The organism is Saccharopolyspora cebuensis, from assembly GCF_039542665.1.
GTDB classification, from domain to species: domain Bacteria; phylum Actinomycetota; class Actinomycetes; order Mycobacteriales; family Pseudonocardiaceae; genus Saccharopolyspora; species Saccharopolyspora cebuensis.
The window spans coordinates 126,513-144,902 of sequence record NZ_BAABII010000016.1; the positions used below are offsets into that span (position 1 = coordinate 126,513).

General features: G+C 73.7%; 16 protein-coding genes. 8 read left to right on the forward strand and 8 right to left on the reverse strand.

Features of this window, described 5'->3' with window-relative positions; all coding sequences use genetic code 11:
- Positions 1–80: 80 nt before the first annotated feature.
- Positions 81–1,271 (reverse strand): TetR/AcrR family transcriptional regulator, encoded by a 1,191-nt coding sequence (locus ABD976_RS20775; protein WP_345365731.1) that lies wholly within the window; start codon positions 1,269–1,271, stop codon positions 81–83.
- A gap of 128 nt (positions 1,272–1,399) precedes the next feature.
- Between ABD976_RS20775 and ABD976_RS20780 the strand changes: the two genes are divergently transcribed.
- A complete protein-coding gene (locus tag ABD976_RS20780) occupies positions 1,400–2,293 on the forward strand; it encodes an oxygenase MpaB family protein (RefSeq protein WP_345365733.1) in 894 nt (297 codons plus the stop codon).
- Here the strand turns inward: ABD976_RS20780 and ABD976_RS20785 are convergent.
- Positions 2,257–2,739, reverse strand: coding sequence for a GNAT family N-acetyltransferase (locus ABD976_RS20785; RefSeq protein ID WP_369775079.1), 483 nt, complete (start codon positions 2,737–2,739; stop codon positions 2,257–2,259). The two genes, ABD976_RS20780 and ABD976_RS20785, sit on opposite strands and share 37 nt — an antisense overlap.
- 154 nt (positions 2,740–2,893) lie before the next feature.
- Here ABD976_RS20785 and ABD976_RS20790 point away from each other — a divergent pair, with 154 nt between their 5' ends.
- Entirely contained in the window at positions 2,894–3,658 is a 765-nt protein-coding gene (locus tag ABD976_RS20790) for an SDR family NAD(P)-dependent oxidoreductase (protein ID WP_345365737.1), read from the forward strand.
- Between the two features lie 47 nt (positions 3,659–3,705).
- On the opposite strand, the gene ABD976_RS20795 is transcribed toward ABD976_RS20790, so the two are convergent.
- Positions 3,706–5,106, reverse strand: coding sequence for an Nramp family divalent metal transporter (locus tag ABD976_RS20795; RefSeq protein ID WP_345365739.1), 1,401 nt, complete (start codon positions 5,104–5,106; stop codon positions 3,706–3,708).
- Positions 5,107–5,417: 311 nt separating this feature from the next.
- Here ABD976_RS20795 and ABD976_RS20800 point away from each other — a divergent pair, with 311 nt between their 5' ends.
- Positions 5,418–7,790 carry a xanthine dehydrogenase family protein molybdopterin-binding subunit gene (locus ABD976_RS20800; protein ID WP_345365741.1) on the forward strand — a complete coding sequence of 791 codons (2,373 nt, stop codon included), beginning with the start codon at positions 5,418–5,420 and terminating at the stop codon, positions 7,788–7,790.
- A gap of 208 nt (positions 7,791–7,998) precedes the next feature.
- Here ABD976_RS20800 and ABD976_RS20805 read toward each other — a convergent pair whose 3' ends face one another.
- A complete protein-coding gene (locus ABD976_RS20805; RefSeq protein ID WP_345365743.1) occupies positions 7,999–8,526 on the reverse strand; it encodes a CGNR zinc finger domain-containing protein in 528 nt (175 codons plus the stop codon).
- An 86-nt stretch (positions 8,527–8,612) separates the two neighbouring features.
- Between ABD976_RS20805 and ABD976_RS20810 the strand changes: the two genes are divergently transcribed.
- The gene (locus ABD976_RS20810; protein ID WP_345365745.1) at positions 8,613–9,431 is read left to right on the forward strand and encodes an alpha/beta fold hydrolase; all 819 of its coding nucleotides are present in this window, start codon (positions 8,613–8,615) and stop codon (positions 9,429–9,431) included.
- Positions 9,432–9,604: 173 nt separating this feature from the next.
- A complete protein-coding gene (locus tag ABD976_RS20815) occupies positions 9,605–10,852 on the forward strand; it encodes an MFS transporter (protein ID WP_345365747.1) in 1,248 nt (415 codons plus the stop codon).
- Positions 10,853–11,037: 185 nt separating this feature from the next.
- Here ABD976_RS20815 and ABD976_RS20820 read toward each other — a convergent pair whose 3' ends face one another.
- Positions 11,038–11,520: an NUDIX hydrolase gene (locus tag ABD976_RS20820; protein WP_345365749.1), complete on the reverse strand. Its 483-nt coding sequence runs from the start codon at positions 11,518–11,520 to the stop codon at positions 11,038–11,040.
- Between the two features lie 74 nt (positions 11,521–11,594).
- Here ABD976_RS20820 and ABD976_RS20825 point away from each other — a divergent pair, with 74 nt between their 5' ends.
- Positions 11,595–12,605, forward strand: coding sequence for a DNA polymerase IV (locus tag ABD976_RS20825; protein ID WP_345365751.1), 1,011 nt, complete (start codon positions 11,595–11,597; stop codon positions 12,603–12,605).
- Here ABD976_RS20825 and ABD976_RS20830 read toward each other — a convergent pair.
- Positions 12,532–13,065, reverse strand: a complete 534-nt coding sequence (locus ABD976_RS20830) for an Lrp/AsnC family transcriptional regulator (protein ID WP_345365753.1) — start codon at positions 13,063–13,065, stop codon at positions 12,532–12,534. The two genes, ABD976_RS20825 and ABD976_RS20830, sit on opposite strands and share 74 nt — an antisense overlap.
- A 129-nt stretch (positions 13,066–13,194) precedes the next feature.
- On the opposite strand from ABD976_RS20830, the gene ABD976_RS20835 reads away from it, so the two are divergent.
- Positions 13,195–15,492: a transketolase-like TK C-terminal-containing protein gene (locus ABD976_RS20835; protein WP_345365755.1), complete on the forward strand. Its 2,298-nt coding sequence runs from the start codon at positions 13,195–13,197 to the stop codon at positions 15,490–15,492.
- A 218-nt stretch (positions 15,493–15,710) separates the two neighbouring features.
- On the opposite strand, the gene ABD976_RS20840 is transcribed toward ABD976_RS20835, so the two are convergent.
- Positions 15,711–16,484: an SDR family NAD(P)-dependent oxidoreductase gene (locus ABD976_RS20840; protein WP_345365757.1), complete on the reverse strand. Its 774-nt coding sequence runs from the start codon at positions 16,482–16,484 to the stop codon at positions 15,711–15,713.
- A 102-nt stretch (positions 16,485–16,586) separates the two neighbouring features.
- Positions 16,587–17,240, reverse strand: coding sequence for an HAD family hydrolase (locus tag ABD976_RS20845; protein ID WP_345366839.1), 654 nt, complete (start codon positions 17,238–17,240; stop codon positions 16,587–16,589).
- A gap of 130 nt (positions 17,241–17,370) precedes the next feature.
- Between ABD976_RS20845 and ABD976_RS20850 the strand changes: the two genes are divergently transcribed.
- Entirely contained in the window at positions 17,371–18,381 is a 1,011-nt protein-coding gene (locus tag ABD976_RS20850) for a LacI family DNA-binding transcriptional regulator (RefSeq protein ID WP_345365759.1), read from the forward strand.
- The last annotated feature ends 9 nt before the right edge of the window (positions 18,382–18,390 follow it).

Below are 18,390 nucleotides of genomic sequence, written 5' to 3' on the forward strand. Positions count from 1 at the left end.
GACAACACCGGAATGGCCCAAGACCGCATCGAGAGCAGTGCGATGCCGGGTTCACCAGCGGCGAAGGTGGCCCGGCTCCGTCAGTCGGCGCACCGGAGGATCCGCAGCGCCAGGTGCGCCGCGTGCTCCGGCCCGGCCGCGCGGGTGCCCGCCATCGCCAGGTCGTTGATGACGTTGACCGCCGCGTACGCGGCGAGCTGCGTGCGCCCGGCCTGCCGGTCCCGCCGGACCTCGGTGGCGAGCGCGACCCAGCGCCGCAGGTGGTCGCGCTGCGCCCGGCGCAGCGCGTGCCGGTCCGGGGTGGGCAGGTTGCGGTACTCGGAGAGGTAGACCGCGGCGAGGTCGCGGTGCTCGAAGGCGAAGGCGGTGTAGGCCGAGACCAGCCGCTCCACGGCCAGGTCCGGGTCCGCGACGTCGCGCAGGGCGTGCTCGGTCAGCGCCGCGAGCCGTTCGGTCGCGCGGTAGTAGACCGCCGCCAGCAGGTCGCCCTTGCCGCTGAAGTGCCGGTAGACGCTGGATCCGTTGATCCCGGCCGCCGCGCCGATCTCCTCCATGCGCACGTCGTGGAAGCCGCGGGTGCGCAGCAGCGGCACCGCCGCCGCGAGCAGCTTCTCCCGGCGCGAGGCGTGCACCGCGACCGATCCCGCCGCGACCGGTTCGGAGGCAGGTGCCGGCGGGGAGGCGGGCAGCGGGGTGGTGAGCGCGGTCCAGGCCACCGCCAGCAGACCTCGCTCGGCCGCCCGGTCGGTGGCCGCGGCGTGGTGCGTCGACCAGCTCGCGATCCCGCTCAGCGCCACGGACGCCAGCAGCGCCGCCGCCCCGTCGTCCAGCTCCGGCCGGACCTGGCGCAGCGACCGGGCCACGGCGCCGATCAACGAGCGGATGGCGCGCCTGACCTCGGTGCGGTGCTCGGCGGCGAGGTGGCGGTACTCCCACTGGTAGAGCCGGACGCCGCCCCGGCGCCGGACCACCAGCCGCACCACCGATTCCAGCGCTGCGGTGAGCCGTTCCCGGGGATCGCCGGGATGCTCGGCGGCGCGTTCGACGCAGTCGGTCAGCGCGAGCGCGAAGTCCTGCGCGGCGTGCGCGAGGATCGCCTGCTTGTTGGGGAAGTGCCGGTAGATCGCCGGGCCGCTGATGCCCGCGCTCGCCGCGATCTCACCGAGCCCGACGCCGTGGTAGCCGCGCTCGCAGAACAGCTCCGCCGCGATGGCGGCGAGCTGGGCGCGCCGGTCGGCGGAGCGCCGCCGGGTCGCTGCCGAGGACGTCATGGTGATCCCTCCGTCGCGAGCGCAGGTCCTGCTCGTGGGACTCTACTCGCTCCGCACCGGGCTCCCGCGTGCGCGAACGCACTTGACAGGCCGGGCGCACCCTCGCATTGTTAACCAGGATTCGCACGGTGCGGACCGAGGTGGTGGCGATCGTGGACGATCCGGAACGCGCGGGCCTGCCCGGCCCGGAGTCGGAGACCTGGCGGCGGTTCGCCGCACTGCCCGGCGTCTTCGTCGCCGGCACCGGGCTGCTCCTGCAGGTGGCCCACCCGGTCGTGGGGGCCGGGGTCCTGCAGCACTCCGACTTCCGCAACACGCCCTGGTCGCGCGCGTTCCGCACGCACCTGTCCACGATGCGCTTCGTCTACGGGCTGGGCCACGGCGCCGAGGTCGAGGGCGACCGGCTGCGGCGGGTGCACCGCACCATCCGGGGCGTGGACGAGCAGGGCCGCGAGTACCACGCGCTGGACCCGGTGGCCTACGCCTGGGTGCACCTGACCCTGGCCCGCTTCATGGTCGACACCGCCGCCTGGTTCGGCACGCCGATGACCGAGGACGAGACCGAGCGGATGTGGCAGGAGTTCCGCGCGGTCGGGCGGGCGCTGCACGTGCGCGACCGGCACATGCCGCCGGACTGGGCCGGTGCCTCGCGGTGGTTCGACGAGGTCGTGCACGAGGTGCTGGAGTCCAACCAGTCCACCCGCGACGTGCTGGACAGCCTGGCCCACCCGGCCCCGCCGCACCCGCTGGTCCCGCGCCGCGCCTGGGACCTCGTCATGCGACCCGCCGGGCGGGTGGTCACCCTGACCAGCGTCGGAATCCTGCCCGAGGAGCTGCGGGACCGGTTGGGGCTGGTGTGGACCTCGGCCGACGAGCGGCGGCTGCGGCGGTTCGCCGGGGTGGTCCGGGCGGTGATGCGGGTGCTGCCGGAACCGCTGCGCTACCCGCCGCTGGCCTACGCCGTGATCCTGCGCGCCCGGTGGCGTCAGCGCACCGGGCGGGCCAACCAGTGCTCGGCGTAGCGGCCGGCGTTGAACGCGGGCACCTCGCGGAAGCCGTGCTTGGCGTAGAGCCCGCGCGCCTCCACCAGGTCGCCGCGGGTGTCCAACCGCAGCGTGCGCACCCCGAGCCGCTCCGCCCGCCGCGCGCAATCGGACAGCAGCGCCCCGCCGAGCCCGCGCCCGCGCAGCCCCGGCCGCACGTACATCCGCTTCACCTCGCCGATCGCCTCCGGGCACAGCCGCAGGCCGACGCACCCGGCGAGCCCGCCCGGATGCCGGGCGACCAGCAGGAACCCGGTCGGGGCGACCAGGTCGTCCGAACCGTCCTCGGCGAGCGCGGCGTCCACCTCGGCCGCGGTGGCGGGCCGGCCGTAGTAGCGGTCGGCCATCTCGCCGGTGTACTCCCGCAGCAGCAGGGCGCGGTCCGGGTCGGTGCGCTCGACCGCCTCGATCGTCCAGTCCTCCACGCGGTGCATTCTGCGCCGCGATCGGCTTCCGGGGAAGCCGCACCGCCTCCGGCATAGGCGCGGCCTACGGGACCGTTCGCCGAGCCGACTTTGACCCCCGCGCGCGGCGGCTCGTTGAATTGCCGGAAAGGATCGTTGCGGGAGGGAACTGCTCATGCGTCTGGACGGCATGTCGGCGGCGGTGACCGGTGGGGCCTCGGGCCTCGGGTTGGCGACCGCGGAGAAGATGGTCGAGGCCGGGGCCAAGGTGACGCTCATCGACCTGCCCTCCTCGCCGGGCGCGGAGCAGGCGCGGCGGCTCGGCGGGAACGCGCGGTTCGCCGCGGCCGACATCACCGACGCCGAGCAGTTCGCCGCCGCGCTCGACGCCGCCGACGAGTTCGGCCCGCTGCGCTCGGTGGTGCACTGCGCGGGCCGCGGCGCCCGGATCAGGCTGGTGGAGAAGGACGGCTCGCCCGGCGCGCTGGAACCCTTCGAGGACGTCGTCCAGCTCAACCTGATCGGCTCCTACAACGCGCTGCGGCTCGGGGCCGCCCGCATCGCCCGGCACGACCCGATCGACGGGGAGGGCGGTGCCATCGTGCTCACCGCCTCGGTCGCGGCGTTCGACGGCCAGATCGGGCAGATCGCCTACACCGCGTCGAAGGCGGGCATCGTCGGGATGACGCTGTGCGCGGCCCGGGACCTGGCGAGCAAGGGGATCCGGGTCTGCACCATCGCCCCCGGCATCATGGACACCCCGCTGCTGGGCAGGCTCCGCGAGGACGTGCGGACCTCGCTGGAGGAATCGGTGCCGAACCCCAAGCGGCTGGGCCGGCCCGCCGAGTTCGGCGCGCTGGCCTGCGGGATCGTGGAGAACCCGTACCTCAACGGCGAGACCATCCGGCTCGACGGTGCGATCCGGATGGCGCCGCGCTGACCGGGGGTGGTGGGGCGCCTCGCCCGGGCGCCCCACCGGCCGGTGCCTCAGCCCAGGCTGAACCCGAACACGTTGAGCAGGCTGTAGATCCCGACCAGGGTGATGGCCACGCTGCTGACCACCAGCAGCGCGTTGAACGCCTTCGACCCGTGCAGCCGCTTGTCGACCTGGGTGTTGCGCAGGTACCAGGTGGCGACCACGACGGCGGGCAGGAAGATCCCGGTCATCACGCCGCCGATCTGGACCATCACCACCGGCGAGTTGATGAACAGGAACGCCGCGCCCCACAGGATCGGCAGCAGCACGGTGAACAACCGGATCGACCGGGCGCGGGCCTTGGCGTCGGTCCAGTCCAGCAGGCCCATCGTGGCCATCAGGTTGGCGTACATCCGGGACCAGCTCGGGATCGAGGCCCACAGCGTCGAGCCGAGCACCGCGATGGCGCCGATCAGGAACGCGGTGCCGAACCAGTCGCCGATGACGTCGGTGTACATCTGCGAGAGGGTCACGATCATGTCGTTGCCCTCGAGCACCAGGCCCTGCGGGTTGAGCACCGCCGCGCCCATGATGAAGAAGGCCAGGGTGCCGACGGTGTAGACGACCCAGGACAGGAAGACGTCCTTGTACATCACCTTGATCCAGCCCTGCGCGCGGCGCGCCCACTCCTCGCTGCCGTCCGGCGGGCCGACCCAGCGGGCGTAGCCCTTCTCCACGCACCAGTAGGTGTAGAAGGTGATCTCGTCGGCGCCGACGCCGGTGATGCCGAACATCGCCACCGCCGCGCCGAGCGCGCCGACCGGGATGCTGAAGGTCAGGCCGGTCAGCACGTCCTCGCCGCCGTAGTTGAACGGCGTGAACGGCAGGCCCAGCGCGATCGCCACGGTGGCCACCGAGAACACCGCCACCAGGGCGAATGCGCCGCGTTCGATGACGGTGTAGCCGCTGGAGATCAGCAGCGCGATGCTGCCCGCGACGACGATCGCGGTCCACACCGCCAGGGAGGTGAAGCTCAGCGGTTCACCGCCGACCGGGACGAGCACGCTCAGGGCCGCCGCGGTGCCGCCGACGATCCCGCCGACCTGGAGCAGCTTGGACAGCGCCATCAGCGCCCACAGGACGTTGATCCAGCTCAGCCGCCCGATCTTCGGCGGCACGTCGTTGAACCCGGTGAGGGCGGGCTTGCCGGTGATGATCGTCCAGCGCGCGAGTTCGGCCTGCACCGCCACCTTCACGGCGGTGGACAGGATCACCATCCACAGCAGGACGAAGCCGACCTGGGCACCGAGCGCGGTGGTGGCGATGAGCTCCCCGGACCCGACGATGGAGGCGCTGACGATCAGGCCGGGGCCCAGGTAGCGCAGGCTGGCGCGCCAGCCCTTGGGAGGTTCCTTGATCCCGTCCGCGGTGAGCACGTACGGGTCGTCACTGGTAGCGACGGGTGTCCCCATCGAGCACTCCTTCGTGCTTGTCGGGCTGGGCCCGCGGTCACGCATTCGAGCAAAGTTTCACATGTGTGAAATCGTGGGCTCGTATGTGAAAACTACAGCGGTACTCCGGGTGGGTCAACGGACGATGCGCAGTCGAAACCCGCTCGTCGCGGGCCGGATGCCCGAGGCCGGGCGGTGCGGCCGACCAGCGCGATTCCGGCGCGCCGCGCCGGGAACGGGACGAACGTCCGCAGTGGACGGTCCGGGACCCGGTCGGGGGTGATCGCGCGAGGACGCTGACCGCGGCCGCCGGTGGCGATAGGCTGCCGATCATGGTGGGTTCATTGCTCGGAACCGAAGTCCAGCGGGTCGAGGACCCCGAACTGCTGCGCGGCGGCGGGACCTACGTCCCCAACTTCGCGGTGGACGGGTTGCTGCACATCGGCTTCGTCCGATCGCCGCTCGCGCACGCGACGATCAACGACATCGACACCTCGGCCGCGCGCGAGGCGCCCGGCGTGGTCGCCGTCTTCACCGCCGCGGACCTGGAACTGCCGGTCCCGCCTCCGTTCCTGGAGCTCAACCCCGCGTGCTCGCGCACGCCGCTGGCCACCGACCGGGTCCGCTTCGCCGGCGAGGCGGTGGCGGTCGTGGTCGGGCGGAGCGCGGCGGCGGTCGAGGACGCCGTGGAGCTGGTGGACGTCGACCTGGCGGAACTCCCGGTCGCCGTGGATCCGGAGCGGGCCCTGGAACCCGACGCGCCCCGGCAGTTCCCGGAGCTGGGCACCAACGTCGCCGCCGGGTTCCGCGATCCGGCCGGGGCCGACGTGCTCGACGGTTCCGACGTGGTGGTGCGGGCCCGGATCGAGAACCAGCGCGTCGCGGTGGTGCCCATGGAGGGCAACGCCATCGCGGTGGTGCCCGGCGGTCCGGAGGCCGAGCACGAGGTCGTCGTGCACGTCTCCACCCAGATGCCGCACGGCCTGCGCGCCGGGCTCGCCGCCGCGTTCGGCTGGCCGATCGAGCGGGTGCGGGTGATCGCCCCGCACGTGGGCGGCGGTTTCGGCGGCAAGGCCGGGGCGATCCCGGAGCACGTGGTCGCCGTCGCGGTGGCCCGCGAGCTCGGGCGCCCGGTGCGCTGGGTGGAGGGCCGCTCGGAGAACCTCCAGGCGATGCCGCACGGCCGGGCCCAGGTCCAGTACGCCGAGCTCGGGCTGCGCTCCGACGGCACCATCGTCGGCCTGCGCTGCCGGGTGGTCGGGGACTGCGGCGCCTACGCGGGTTTCGGCGGCGCGCTGGCGCTGGGACCGACCCGGATGATGGCCCAGGGCGTCTACCGGATCCCGCGGATCAGCTACGACGGCGTGGCGGTGCTGACCAACACCACCCCCGTCGGTGCCTTCCGCGGTGCGGGGCGCCCCGAGGCGGCGGCGATGCTGGAGCGGATGATCGACCTCGCCGCCGCGGAGCTGACGATGGACCCGGCGGCGCTGCGGCGGAAGAACTTCCTGGCGCCGGAGGACTTCCCGTACCGCACCGTGGTCGGCGCCAACTACGACAGCGGGGACTTCGACCTGCCCCTGACCGAGGCGCTCCGGCAGGCCGACTACGAGGCGCTGCGGGCCGAGCAGGCCCGGCGCGTCGAGGCCGGGGAGACCGTGCTGCTCGGCATCGGGATGAGCAGCTACGTCGAGATCACCGGCGGCGGCGACGGGGAGTACGCCGAGGTCGAGGTGCTCCCGGACGGCGCCCGCATCAAGGTGGGCACCTCCTCGCACGGCCAGGGCCACGCGACGTCGTTCGCGATGCTGGTCTCCGACGTGCTGGGCATCCCGATGGAGTCGATCGCCTTCGTCCAGTCCGACACCGCCGAGGTGCCGCGCGGATCGGGCACCGGCGGTTCGCGCTCGTTGCAGCTCGGCGGCAGCGCCGTGCGGCGGGCCGGTGAAGCGGTGCTCCAGCGGGCCAAGGAACTGGCGGCCACCCGGCTGGAGGCCGCCGTCGACGACATCGAGGTCACCGAGGACGGCGCGCTCGGCGTCGCCGGGGTGCCCACCGCGACGCTGAGCTGGTCCGAGGTCGTCGCCGCGGCGGCCGAGAACGACGAGCGCCTCGCCGCGCAGGTGGACTTCACGCCCGAGGGCGCCACCTTCCCCTTCGGCGCGCACGTGTCGGTGGTCGAGGTCGACGTCGAGACCGGGCTGGTCCGGCCGGTGCGGCACATCGCCGTCGACGACTGCGGCCGGGTGCTCAACCCGCTCATCGTGCGCGGGCAGCAGCACGGCGGCGCGATCCAGGGCATCGCCCAGGCGCTGTGGGAGCAGGTCACCTTCGACGCCGACGGCAACCCGGGCAACGCGACCCTCGCCGACTACGCGATGCCCTCGGCGGCGGACGTGCCGTCCCTGGAGGCCCACAACACCGAGACCGGCACGCCGCGCAACCCGCTGGGGGCCAAGGGGATCGGGGAGTCCGCGACCGTGGGGTCCACCCCGGCGGTGCAGAACGCCGTGGTCGACGCGCTGCGCCACCTCGGGGTCCGGCACGTCGACATGCCCGCCACGCCGGAGCGGGTGTGGAGCACGATCAGCGCCGCGCGCGAGGGCGCGCTGCCCGACCCGTGGCAGGAGCCGCCCGCCGCGTTCGCCGCGCTGCCCGAGCGCGGCGCGGACACCCCGGACGACCCGGACGAGGCCGTCGTCTGAGCCGTCCGCGTCCCGCCGCGAGCGCCTGCAACGGATCGCGGCGGGACCGCGTCGGCCCCGACTTTCCTGGGTGAGGGGCACCTTCGTCCGGCATAGTCGGATGAGGTGCCCCTCACTCCTGTCCGCGAGCGCCCGGTCGGTCGATGATCGGGCGTGTCGAGCGCCGCCCGTGGCTCGGGAGCGGAGCGGGTGCCTTCCGCCGCTGGGTTCAGCCGGTGCCGCGGCGGGAGCGGTAGGTCCGCATCTTGTGCCGCGCGCCGCAGATGTCCATGCTGCACCAGGTCGCGTTGCCCGCCGGGGAGCGGTCGTAGAACACCCACCGGCAGTCCTCGGCGCGGCAGACCTTGAGCCGGTCGGCACCGGCCAGTTCCGCCTCCGCCAGCGAGCGCACCACCTCGCCGAGCACCCGCCGCACCGGATCGGCGGCGAGCACCGCGATCCGGGGGCCACCGTCCCGCCACTGCGGGGCGCCCAGCAGCCGCCGGGACGCCGCGTCGAGCTCGGCCGCCGATCGCCCGCCGAGGTGCGCGCGCAGCGCCTCCCGGAGTCCCACCATCTCCTGCCGCCCGGTTTCGTCGAGGGCCGCGGCCGCCGCCTCGCATCCCCGGCCGCGCAGCCACGCCACCGCGCCGCCGAGGTCGGCGAGCTGGTCCTCCTGGCGCAGGAAGCGGGCCGTGTTGGCGAAGGCCTCGACGGCTTCGAGCGGTCCGGGGGCGGCGGGGCGGTCGTAGCTCATCGTCGAGCAGCTTACCGCTTGGGCCTTGTTGGGGGTAACGGCGGCTGTTACCGTCATACCGATCAAGACGGTAACTGGAGGTGTCCATGAGCTGGGAGTTGCCGGAGCGGCACGAGACCGAGGGCGGCACGGTCCGCTGGGCGCGGCTGGGGCGGGGGAGCCCGGTGGTGCTGCTGCACGGCACGCCGTTCTCCTCGGTCGTGTGGCGGGAGGTCGCCACCGCGCTCAGCCGGGACCACGAGGTGTTCGTCTACGACCTGCTCGGCTACGGCAGGTCCACCATGCGGGACGGCCAGGACGTCTCGCTGGTCGGGCAGCAGCGGATCTTCGCCGAGCTGCTGGAGCGCTGGGGCCTGGCCGAACCGGCGGTGGTCGCCCACGACATCGGGGGCGCGGTGGCGCTCCGCACCGCGCTGCTGGGCGGTGCGCGCTACGGGCGGCTGGCGCTGCTCGACGCGGTGGCCGTCCGGCCGTGGGGATCGCCGTTCTTCCGGCTGGTCCGGGAGCACGCGGCGGTGTTCGGCGCCCTCCCCGCGCACCTGCACGAGGCGCTGGTGCGCCGCTACGTGCGCAGCGCCGCGCACCGCGAGCCGACTCCCGCCGTGCTCGACGAGCTGGTCGGACCGTGGCTCGGGGAGGCCGGCCAGCAGGCCTTCTACCGGCAGATCGCCCAGGCCGACGAGCGGTGGACCCGCGAGTTCGAGGACCGGCTCGGTGCGCTGGGCTGCCCGGTGCTGGTCGGGTGGGGCGAGCACGACGACTGGCTGCCGCCGGAGCGGGGCGCCCAGCTCGCGGCGGCGATCCCGGGGGCGCGCCACGAGCGGCTCTCCGGTGCGGGCCACCTGGTGCAGCACGACGCCCCCGCCGAGCTCGCCGTGCTGCTGGCGCGGTTCCTGCGGCCGTGACCTCGTCCACCATCCGGGAACCCGGTCCCGGAGATTGGTAGCTGTCGGGTTAGAGTCCTCTAGTCCGTTCGTATGAATGAGGAGGCTCGGCCATGTCTGTCGGCCACGCTCCGCCAGCAGGGGTGGAGGGGAGTCCCGGTGGGTCCCCGCGGAACTCGACCAAGAAGGTCGTGGTGGCGAGCCTCGTCGGGACCTCGATCGAGTTCTACGACTTCTACGTCTACGCCACCGCGGCGGTGCTGGTCTTCCCGCACCTGTTCTTCCCGGCGGGCGACGACGTCGCCGCCACCCTGCAATCGCTGGCGACCTTCGCGATCGCCTTCGTCGCCCGCCCGGTGGGCTCCGCGCTGTTCGGCCACTTCGGGGACCGCATCGGCCGCAAGTCCACGCTGGTGGCCTCGCTGCTGACGATGGGCATCTCCACGGTGCTGATCGGGTTGCTGCCCGGCTACGCCCAGATCGGCGTGCTGGCCCCGCTGCTGCTGGCGCTGTGCCGCTTCGGCCAGGGCCTCGGGCTCGGCGGCGAGTGGGGCGGCGCCGCGCTGCTGGCCACCGAGAACGCCCCGCCGGGACGCCGCGCCTTCTTCGGCACCTTCCCGCAGCTCGGGGCGCCGATCGGTTTCTTCATGGCCAACGGGCTGTTCCTGATCCTGTCCGGGACGATGAGCGACCAGGCGTTCCTGTCCTGGGGTTGGCGGATCCCGTTCCTGGTCTCGGCGGTCCTGGTGCTCGTCGGGCTGTGGGTGCGGCTGAGCCTGCACGAGTCGCCGGCCTTCGCCGGGGTGGTGGAGCGCAACGAGCGCGCCAAGGTGCCGTTCGTGCAGGTCTTCCGCACCGACTTCACCGCGCTGGTGCTCGGCACCTTCATCATGCTGGCGACCTACGTGCTGTTCTACCTGATGACGGTGTTCTCGCTGTCCTACGGCACCGCCGACACCGGCCTGGGCTACGAGCGCTCCGAATTCCTGGTGCTGCTGCTGGTCGGCGTGGTGTTCTTCGGGCTGACCGTGCCGATCGCGGGCCTGCTGGCCGACCGGTACGGGCGCCGCCCCACCCTGATCGTGACCACGGTGGCGATCATCGTCTTCGGCGTGCTGCTCGGCCCCTGGTTCGGCGCCGGTTCCACCGCGTCCTCGCTGAGCTTCCTGATCGTCGGGCTCGGCCTGATGGGGCTGACCTTCGGTCCGATGGGGGCGGTGCTGCCGGAGCTGTTCCCGACGGCGGTCCGCTACACCGGCGCCTCGGTGTCCTACAACGTGGCCAGCCTGCTCGGCGCCTCGGTGGCGCCCTACATCGCCACCTGGCTGGCCAGCTCGCACGGGCTGGGCTGGGTCGGCGTCTACCTGGCCGCGATGGGTGTGCTGACGCTGATCGCGCTGCTGGTCAGCAAGGAGACCAAGGAACGAGCGCTGGAGGACTGAGCGCCGCCCACCACCCGGAAGTGTGCTGAGTGAGGGGCACCTTCATCCGACTATGCCGGATGAAGGTGCCCCTCACCTCCGATCGGATCACCCGTACGGGAAGTAGGTGAGGGGCACCCTTGTCCAAGCAACTTGGGCAAGGGTGCCCCTCACCTGCGATCGGATCACCCGGTCGGTGGTGGGGTTCAGCGGTCGATCCGGTGGGCTTCGGCTAGGAGGTCGGACAGGCGGTCGAGGAACGCCACCTGGGCCGGTAGCAGCTTGTCGCGGGCGGTGTCCGGGGTGCACCACAGCGCGCGGTCGACCTCCGGGAACCGCTGGACGCGGCCGGAGCGCGGTGGCCACGCCAGCTCGAACTCGTTGCTGCGCAGCGCGGTGACGTCGAAGTCGCCCTCGGCGGCGAAGGCGGTGACGACCTTGCCGCCGCGCTGGCGGACCTCGCCCAGACCGGTCAGCTCCGCCGCGTCGAGCACCAGCCCGGTCTCCTCGGCGAACTCCCGGACCGCCGCCGCCTCCGGGCGCTCCTCGGGGTCGTGCTCGCCCTTGGGGATCGACCACGCCCCGGCGTCCTTGTTCCGCCAGAACGGCCCGCCGGGGTGCACCAGGAGCACCTCCGGCGCCCGGTCGGCGATGCGGAACAGCATGATCCCCGCGCTGCGCGTGCCCATCCCGCCAGTCTGGCGCATCCGCCCGGTTGCCCGCCCCACCCGGTGCCGACGATGCTGGAGCGGTGGAGCGGGTGGTGCTGCATGCCGACCTCGACCAGTTCATCGTGGCCGTCGAGCTGCTGCGCCGTCCCGAGCTGCGCGGGCGTCCGGTGCTCGTCGGCGGCTCCGGCGACCCCACCGAGCGCGGCGTCGTGGCCGGGGCGTCCTACGAGGCCCGCGCGCACGGGGTGAGCTCCGGGACGCCGCTGCGCACGGCCGCCGCCCGCTGCCCGGACGCGGTGTTCCTGCCCACCGACCGGGAGACCTACCTGGCCGCGTCGGCGGAGGTGATGGCGGTGCTGGCCGGGACCGGCGGCGTGCTGGAGGTCGCCGGGTGGGACGAGGCGTTCCTGCTGGTGGACACCGACGACGCCGAGCGCACCGCCGAGTCGCTGCGGGCCCGGGTGCTGGCGGCCACCGGGCTGGTCTGCTCGGTCGGCATCGGCGACAACAAGCTGCGCGCCAAGCTCGCCTCCGGCTTCGCCAAACCCGCCGGGGTGTTCCGGCTGGAGCGGGCGAACTGGGTCGAGGTGATGGCCGACCGGCCGCCGGAGGCGTTGCCGGGCATCGGCGCCAAGACGGCGAAGAAGCTCGTCGCCCGGGGCATCACGACCGTCCGGGCGCTGGCCGGGACGCCGATGGCCGATCTGGCCGGGGAGTTCGGGCCGAACATCGGTCCGTGGCTGGTGGCGCTGGCCCACGGCTACGACTCCAGCCCGGTGACCGATGCGCCGCACCAGGCCCGCTCGCACGGCCGCGAGGTCACCTTCCAGCGGGACGTGCGGGACGCCGAGCTGATCCGCGCCGAGGTGCTGCGGCTGTGCCAGGTGGTCGCCGCGGACCTCCGGGAGGCCGACGAGCTGGCCCGCAGGATCGTGGTCACCGTCCGCGACTCCCGGTTCGCCACCCGCACCCGCGGCGCCGGGCTGGACGCGGCGACCCGCGATCAGGACGCGATCGAGCGCGCGGCGCTCACCGCGCTGGAGCGCTTCGAGCTGGCCCGGCCGGTGCGGTTGGTCGGCGTGCGGGCCGAACTCGCTCGCTGAGCACCTTCTCCAGCAGCGGGGTGAGCCGGAAGTCGACCAGCCGGCGCATCGCCAGCGCGGTGCTGGTTCGCTCGACGCCCGGTGCGTCCAGGATCTGCCCGGCGATCCGGTAGAGGTCGTCGGTGTCGGTGGCGACCACCCGCACGTGCAGGTCGGTCTCCCCGGCGACGCCGACGACCTCCACCACCTCCGGGATGGTGCGCAGCGCCGAGGCGAGCTGGTCCAGCAGCCGCTGGGTGGCCTGCACCGTGATGAACGCCGTCAGCGGGTAGCCCAGCACCGCCGGGTCGATGCGGTTCTCGAAGGAGGCGAGGACCGCTTCCAGCTTGGCCAGCCGCGCCTGCACGGTGTTGCGGGACAGCCCGACGCGCTCGGCCAGCGCCACGGCCGTGGCGCGGGGTTCCTCGGTGAGGGCGCGCAGCAGCCGGATGTCCAGCTCGTCGAGCGCATCGCTGGGCACAATGCTCACCTCCGGGCGCGCACCCCGGGCCGCGGGGTGCATCCTGCGCGATTTCAGGCCGTCGTCTTGTGCGGTGATTGTGCTCTTGGTCTGCTCTCGGGAGCAATGTGGCGGCGGCGAGGAGGAACGATGACCAGCGCGGTGGTCCGCACCGGCACCGAGGTGCTGCGCGAGGTCGAGCAACGGGTGCTGTGGTTGTCGACGGCGATCGTCGACCACGCCAACCGGGTGCGGCCCAACCCCTCCGGGATGAAGGTGGGCGGCCACCAGGCCTCCAGCGCCTCCATGGTGTCGATCATGACCGAGCTGTGGTTCCGCCACCTCACCCCGGCCGACCGGGTGTCGGTCAAGCCGCACGCCTCGCCGGTGCTGCACGCGATCAACTACTTGCTGGGCGCGCTCGACCAGTCCTCCCTGACCACCTTGCGCGAGTTCGGCGGGTTGCAGAGCTACCCGAGCCGCACCAAGGACCCGGTCCCCGCCGACTACTCCACCGGTTCGGTCGGCATCGGTGCCACCGCCCCGATCTGGGGCGCGGTGGCCCGCCGCTACGTGGACAGCCACTTCCCGGGCAGCGGTCCCGCGGGCAGGCAGTTCTCGTTGCTCGGCGACGCGGAGCTCGACGAGGGCGCCTGCTGGGAGGCGATCCTGGACCCGACCGTCGCCGGGCTCGGCGAGGTCGTCTGGGTGGTCGACCTCAACCGCCAGTCGCTGGACCGCGTGGTGCCCGACATCGCCGCGAACCGGTTGCAGGGCATGTTCGCCGCGGCGGGCTGGCAGGTGCTCGCGGTGAAGTACGGCCGGGAGCTGGAGGAGCTGTTCGCCCGGCCCGGCGGCGCGGAGCTGCGGGACCGCATCGACGGCATGAGCAACCCGGAGTACCAGCGGCTGCTGCGCTGCTCCGCGGCCGAGCTGCGGGAACGGCTGCCCGGCGCGGACGGCACCGGCATCGCCCGGGTGCTGTCCGACGTGGACGACGACGCGCTGCTCGCCGCGATCCGCAACCTCGGCGGCCACGACCTCGACGCGCTCGACGGGGCGTTCCGCGCCATCGACGACACCCGGCCGACGGTGATCTTCGCCTACACCGTCAAGGGTTACGGCCTGGCCTCGCAGGGCCACCCGCAGAACCACGCGTCGCTGCTCACCGCCGACCAGCTCGCCGAGCTCGCCGACCGGATCGGCGTCGACCCCGACGCGCCGTGGCAGCGCTTCGCCGAAGGCAGCCCGGCCGGACTGCTGTGCCGGGACACCGCGCGGCGGCTGCGCCGCGAACCCGCCCCGGTGGCGGCCCCGCCGGAGCTGCCCACCGACATCGGGCGCACGCCCACCGGCACCACCACCACGCAGGCCGCGCTCGGCCGGGCGCTGCTGGACCTGACCCGCAGCGCGCCGGAGGCGGCCGAGCGGGTGGTGACCCTGGCGCCGGACGTCAGCTCCTCGACGAACCTCGGCGGCTGGCTGAACAAGGTGGGGGTGTGGTCGCCCGCCGAGCGGGTGGACTGGTTCGCCGACGACGCCGACACCATCCTGCACTGGCGGGAACGCCCGGCGGGCCAGCACGTCGAGCTGGGCATCGCCGAGACCAACCTGGTGGGGCTGCTCGGCGAGCTGGGCAGCACCTGGAGCCGGTGGGGCCGGCCGCTGCTGCCGATCGGCGTGGTCTACGACTGCTTCGTGGGACGCGCCCTGGAACCGTGGGCGTTCGGCCTCTACGGCGGCGGCCAGTCCATCCTGGTCGGCACCCCCTCCGGGGTGAGCCTGGCGCCGGAGGGCGGCGCGCACCAATCGGTGACCACCCCCTCGATCACCCTGGAACAGCCCGGCTGCGTGTCCTACGAACCGGCGTTCGCGGTGGACGTCGAGTGGTGCCTGCTGGCCTCGCTGGCGCGGCTCGGCAGGCCGGACGGCACGTCCTCCTACCTGCGGTTGTCCACCCGGCCGGTGGACCAGGCGCTGGCCGCGGTACCGGCCGACCCCGCGGCGCGGGAACGGCGCAGGCGGCAGGTGGTGGCCGGGGCCTACGCGCTGCGCCGCCCGGACGCCCCGCAGGTCACCCTGGTCGGGATGGGCGCGGTGCTGCCCGAGGTGCTGGCCGCCGCGGACCGCCTCGACGACCTCGGCGTGCGCGCCGACGTGGTGTGCGCGACCAGTCCCGGACTCCTGTTCGAGGCGCTGCGCACCGGGACCGATCGCGGTGTCCTGGACCAGGTCTTCCCGGCCCACCGCGCCGCCCCGATGGTCACCGCGCTCGACGGGCACCCGCACACGCTGGCCTTCCTGGCCGGGATCAACCAGGTCCGCGCCGCGCACCTCGGCGTCACCGGCTTCGGGCAGTCCGGTGCGCTGCCCGACGTCTACCGGCACCACGGCATCGACGCCGACAGCGTGCTGTGCGCCGCCCTCGACCTGCTCGGCAGCCCGTGATCGGTGCGGGTCGTCCTCGGACTCGTCTTGCTTGGCGGTGCGGGTGGCGGAACCTCAGCGGCCTTCTCGCTCCGGGCGCCCTTCCTCATGTACCAAACACGTACACAGCGTCAGGGCGTCCTCGCGAGAAGACCGCTGAGAACCCGCGGCGGTGCAAGCTGCTTAGGTAGGGCAAAGCGGAAGCGGCTTCGCCGCTTGCCTGACGGTGGTTGCGGGACTCAGAAGGAGATGTAGCCGCCGTCGACGGTGAGCGCGTCGGCGGTGTGGAACGCGCTGGCCGGGCTGGCCAGGTACACCGCCAGCGACCCGAAGTCCGAGGGTTGGCCCCAGCGGCCCACCGGCATCCGGGGCAGCACCTTGCGCTGGAACCCCTCGGAGTTCAGCGCCGGATCGGCCAGCGGGGTGCTGACCCAGCCCGGCAGCACCGCGTTGGCCCGCACGTGGTGGCGGCCCAGTTCGACCGCGATCGACTTGATCATCGAGATCAGCGCGCCCTTGCTCGCCGCGTAGGCCTCCCCGCGCGGCTGGCCCTGCCGGGCGGCCAGGCTGGAGGTGCCGACGAGGCTGCCGCCCTCGCCCTGCTCGACCAGCACCCGCGCCGCCGCGCGCAGCGTCAGGAACGCGCCCTCCAGGTTGGTCCGGGTGACCCGGCGGAACTCGGCCAGGTCGGTGTCGACGAAGCGGGTGCCACCGCCGCCCACCCCGGCGTTGGCGAAGCAGGAGTCCAGCCGCCCGAACCGCTCCGCGGTGCGGGCCATCGCCGCCTCCACCTGGTCCTCGTCGCCGACGTCGCAGCGCAGCGCGAGGACACCGGGCCCGTGCCGCTCCAGTTCGGCGGCGGCCGCGGCGTTGCGCTGCTCGTTGGTGCCCCAGATGCAGACGTCGGCGCCCGCCGCGGCCAGCGCGTTGGCCATCGCCAGGCCGATCCCGGAGTTGCCGCCGGTGATCACGCTGACGTGCCCGGTGAGGTCGAACGGGTTGCCGACCACCATGGGAACCTCCTCGCCGCCCGCGCGAACGCGCGCGATCACCAGTCCTACCCGAATTCCCGGGCACCGGGCAAGGGCCGGACGGTGGAGGTCCGCAGTGGACGGTCAGCTCGCGGCGAGGGCGCGCACGGCGTCGGGCACCTCGCGCACCTCGCCGAGCACCCGGTGGCTGCGGTCCAGCGCGTCCTGGGCCGGCGGGAAGTGCGGGTTCGGGATCGCGAACACGGTCGCGCCCGCCGCCGCGGCGGCCCGGATGCCGTTGGCCGAGTCCTCCACGGCGGCGCACTCGGCGGCGGGCACCCCGATCCGCCGGGCCGCCTCCAGGTAGACGTCCGGGGCGGGTTTGCCCGCGCCCACCTGCTCGCTGGAGACCGTCCCGCGCACCACGTCGACGAGGCCGGTGATCTCCAGGAACGCCAGGATGATCCGGGGCGGGGCGGAACTGGCGATCGCTGTCGGGTAGTCCGCGGCGACCGCGCGCACCGCCTCCTCGGCGTGCGGCAGCACCGGCGGGTCGGTCGCGTACCGCTCGGCCATCCGGTCGATGACGGTGTCGGCGGCCTGCTCCGGGGTGAGGTCCGCGCCGAGCTCCTCGACGAGGTAGCGCGACCACTCCGGGGTGCTCATGCCGATCATCGCCTCGGTGGCGCCTTCGGCCCAGTGGCCGCCGGAACCGGTGGTCACCTCGCGCCGGATCCGGTCCCAGAGCTGCTCGGAGTCGGCCAGCACGCCGTCGAGGTCGAAGATCACTCCTGCCAGTCGCACGGTCCCACCGTAGAACGCGGCCCGCCCCGGCGCTGAGCGCCCCGGGGCGCGCGGCCTTCTGGGTCGGGACCGCCACGCGCTACATTCCTCCTCGCGCAGCGCACGGGCGGGCCGAGGAGCAGGGGTGAAACGACCGACGATCATCGACATCGCGCGGGAGGTCGGGGTGTCGAAGGCCGCGGTCTCCTACGCGCTCAACGGCAAGGGCGGGGTGTCGCCGGAGACCCGGGAGCGCATCCTCGACGTGGCCGCCGCGCTCGGCTGGCGGGCCAGCACCGCCGCCCGCGCGCTGTCCAGCGACCGGGCGGCCAGCGTGGGCGTCGTGCTGGCCCGGCCGCCCGAACTGCTGGGCACCGAGCCGTTCCTGATGCGGCTGGTGGCCGGGCTGGAGCGGACCCTGTCCGCCTACGGCGTCTCGTTGCAGCTCGCGCTGACCTCCGACACCGAGACCGAGCTGGCCACCTACCGGCAGTGGTGGGCGGAGCGGCGGATCGACGGCGTGGTGCTCACCGATCTGCGCACCGCCGATCCCCGGCCCGGCCTGGTGCGCGAGCTCGGCGTGCCCGCGGTGCTGTTCGGCACCGCCGGACCGGTGCCCGGGATCACCGCGCTGCGCTCCGACGACGAGCGGACCGCGCGCAGCGCCGTGGCGCACCTGGTCGAGCTGGGGCACCGGCGGATCGCGCACGTGCAGGGCCCGGACAACCTGCGGCACACGCTGCGCCGGGCGGCGGTGCTCGGCGACACCGCCCACGAGCTCGCCGGGATCGAGCTGCACCGGGAGGTCGGCGGCTACACCGAGGACGGCGGGCTGCGGGCGACCCGGCGGCTGCTGGCGGCGCGGCCGAGGCCGACCGCGGTCATCTACGACAACGACGTGATGGCGGTGGCCGCGGTGGCCCACGCCGACGAGCTCGGCGTCCGCATCCCGGCGGAGCTGTCCGTGCTGGCCTGGGAGGACTCCATGCTGTGCCGGGTGGTCCGGCCCGCGGTCACCGCGTTCGACCACGACGTCACCGCCGACGGGGCGCAGGCGGCGCGGGTGCTGCTGGAGCTGATCGAGACCGGGGTGGGCGTGGACGGCGACCTCGGCGACCGCACCCTCGTCGTGCGGTCGAGCACCGGCCCCGCGTAGCGCCGATCC

What these genes read in the sequence shown, in the direction of transcription:
- ABD976_RS20775 (WP_345365731.1), bottom strand. Translation starts at nt 1,271, where the DNA reads ATGACGTCCTCGGCAGCGACCCGGCGGCGCTCCGCCGACCGGCGCGCC.
- ABD976_RS20790 (WP_345365737.1), top strand. Translation starts at nt 2,894, where the DNA reads ATGCGTCTGGACGGCATGTCGGCGGCGGTGACCGGTGGGGCCTCGGGC.
- ABD976_RS20795 (WP_345365739.1), bottom strand. Translation starts at nt 5,106, where the DNA reads ATGGGGACACCCGTCGCTACCAGTGACGACCCGTACGTGCTCACCGCG.
- ABD976_RS20800 (WP_345365741.1), top strand. Translation starts at nt 5,418, where the DNA reads ATGGTGGGTTCATTGCTCGGAACCGAAGTCCAGCGGGTCGAGGACCCC.
- ABD976_RS20805 (WP_345365743.1), bottom strand. Translation starts at nt 8,526, where the DNA reads ATGAGCTACGACCGCCCCGCCGCCCCCGGACCGCTCGAAGCCGTCGAG.
- ABD976_RS20810 (WP_345365745.1), top strand. Translation starts at nt 8,613, where the DNA reads ATGAGCTGGGAGTTGCCGGAGCGGCACGAGACCGAGGGCGGCACGGTC.
- ABD976_RS20820 (WP_345365749.1), bottom strand. Translation starts at nt 11,520, where the DNA reads ATGGGCACGCGCAGCGCGGGGATCATGCTGTTCCGCATCGCCGACCGG.
- ABD976_RS20835 (WP_345365755.1), top strand. Translation starts at nt 13,195, where the DNA reads ATGACCAGCGCGGTGGTCCGCACCGGCACCGAGGTGCTGCGCGAGGTC.
- ABD976_RS20840 (WP_345365757.1), bottom strand. Translation starts at nt 16,484, where the DNA reads ATGGTGGTCGGCAACCCGTTCGACCTCACCGGGCACGTCAGCGTGATC.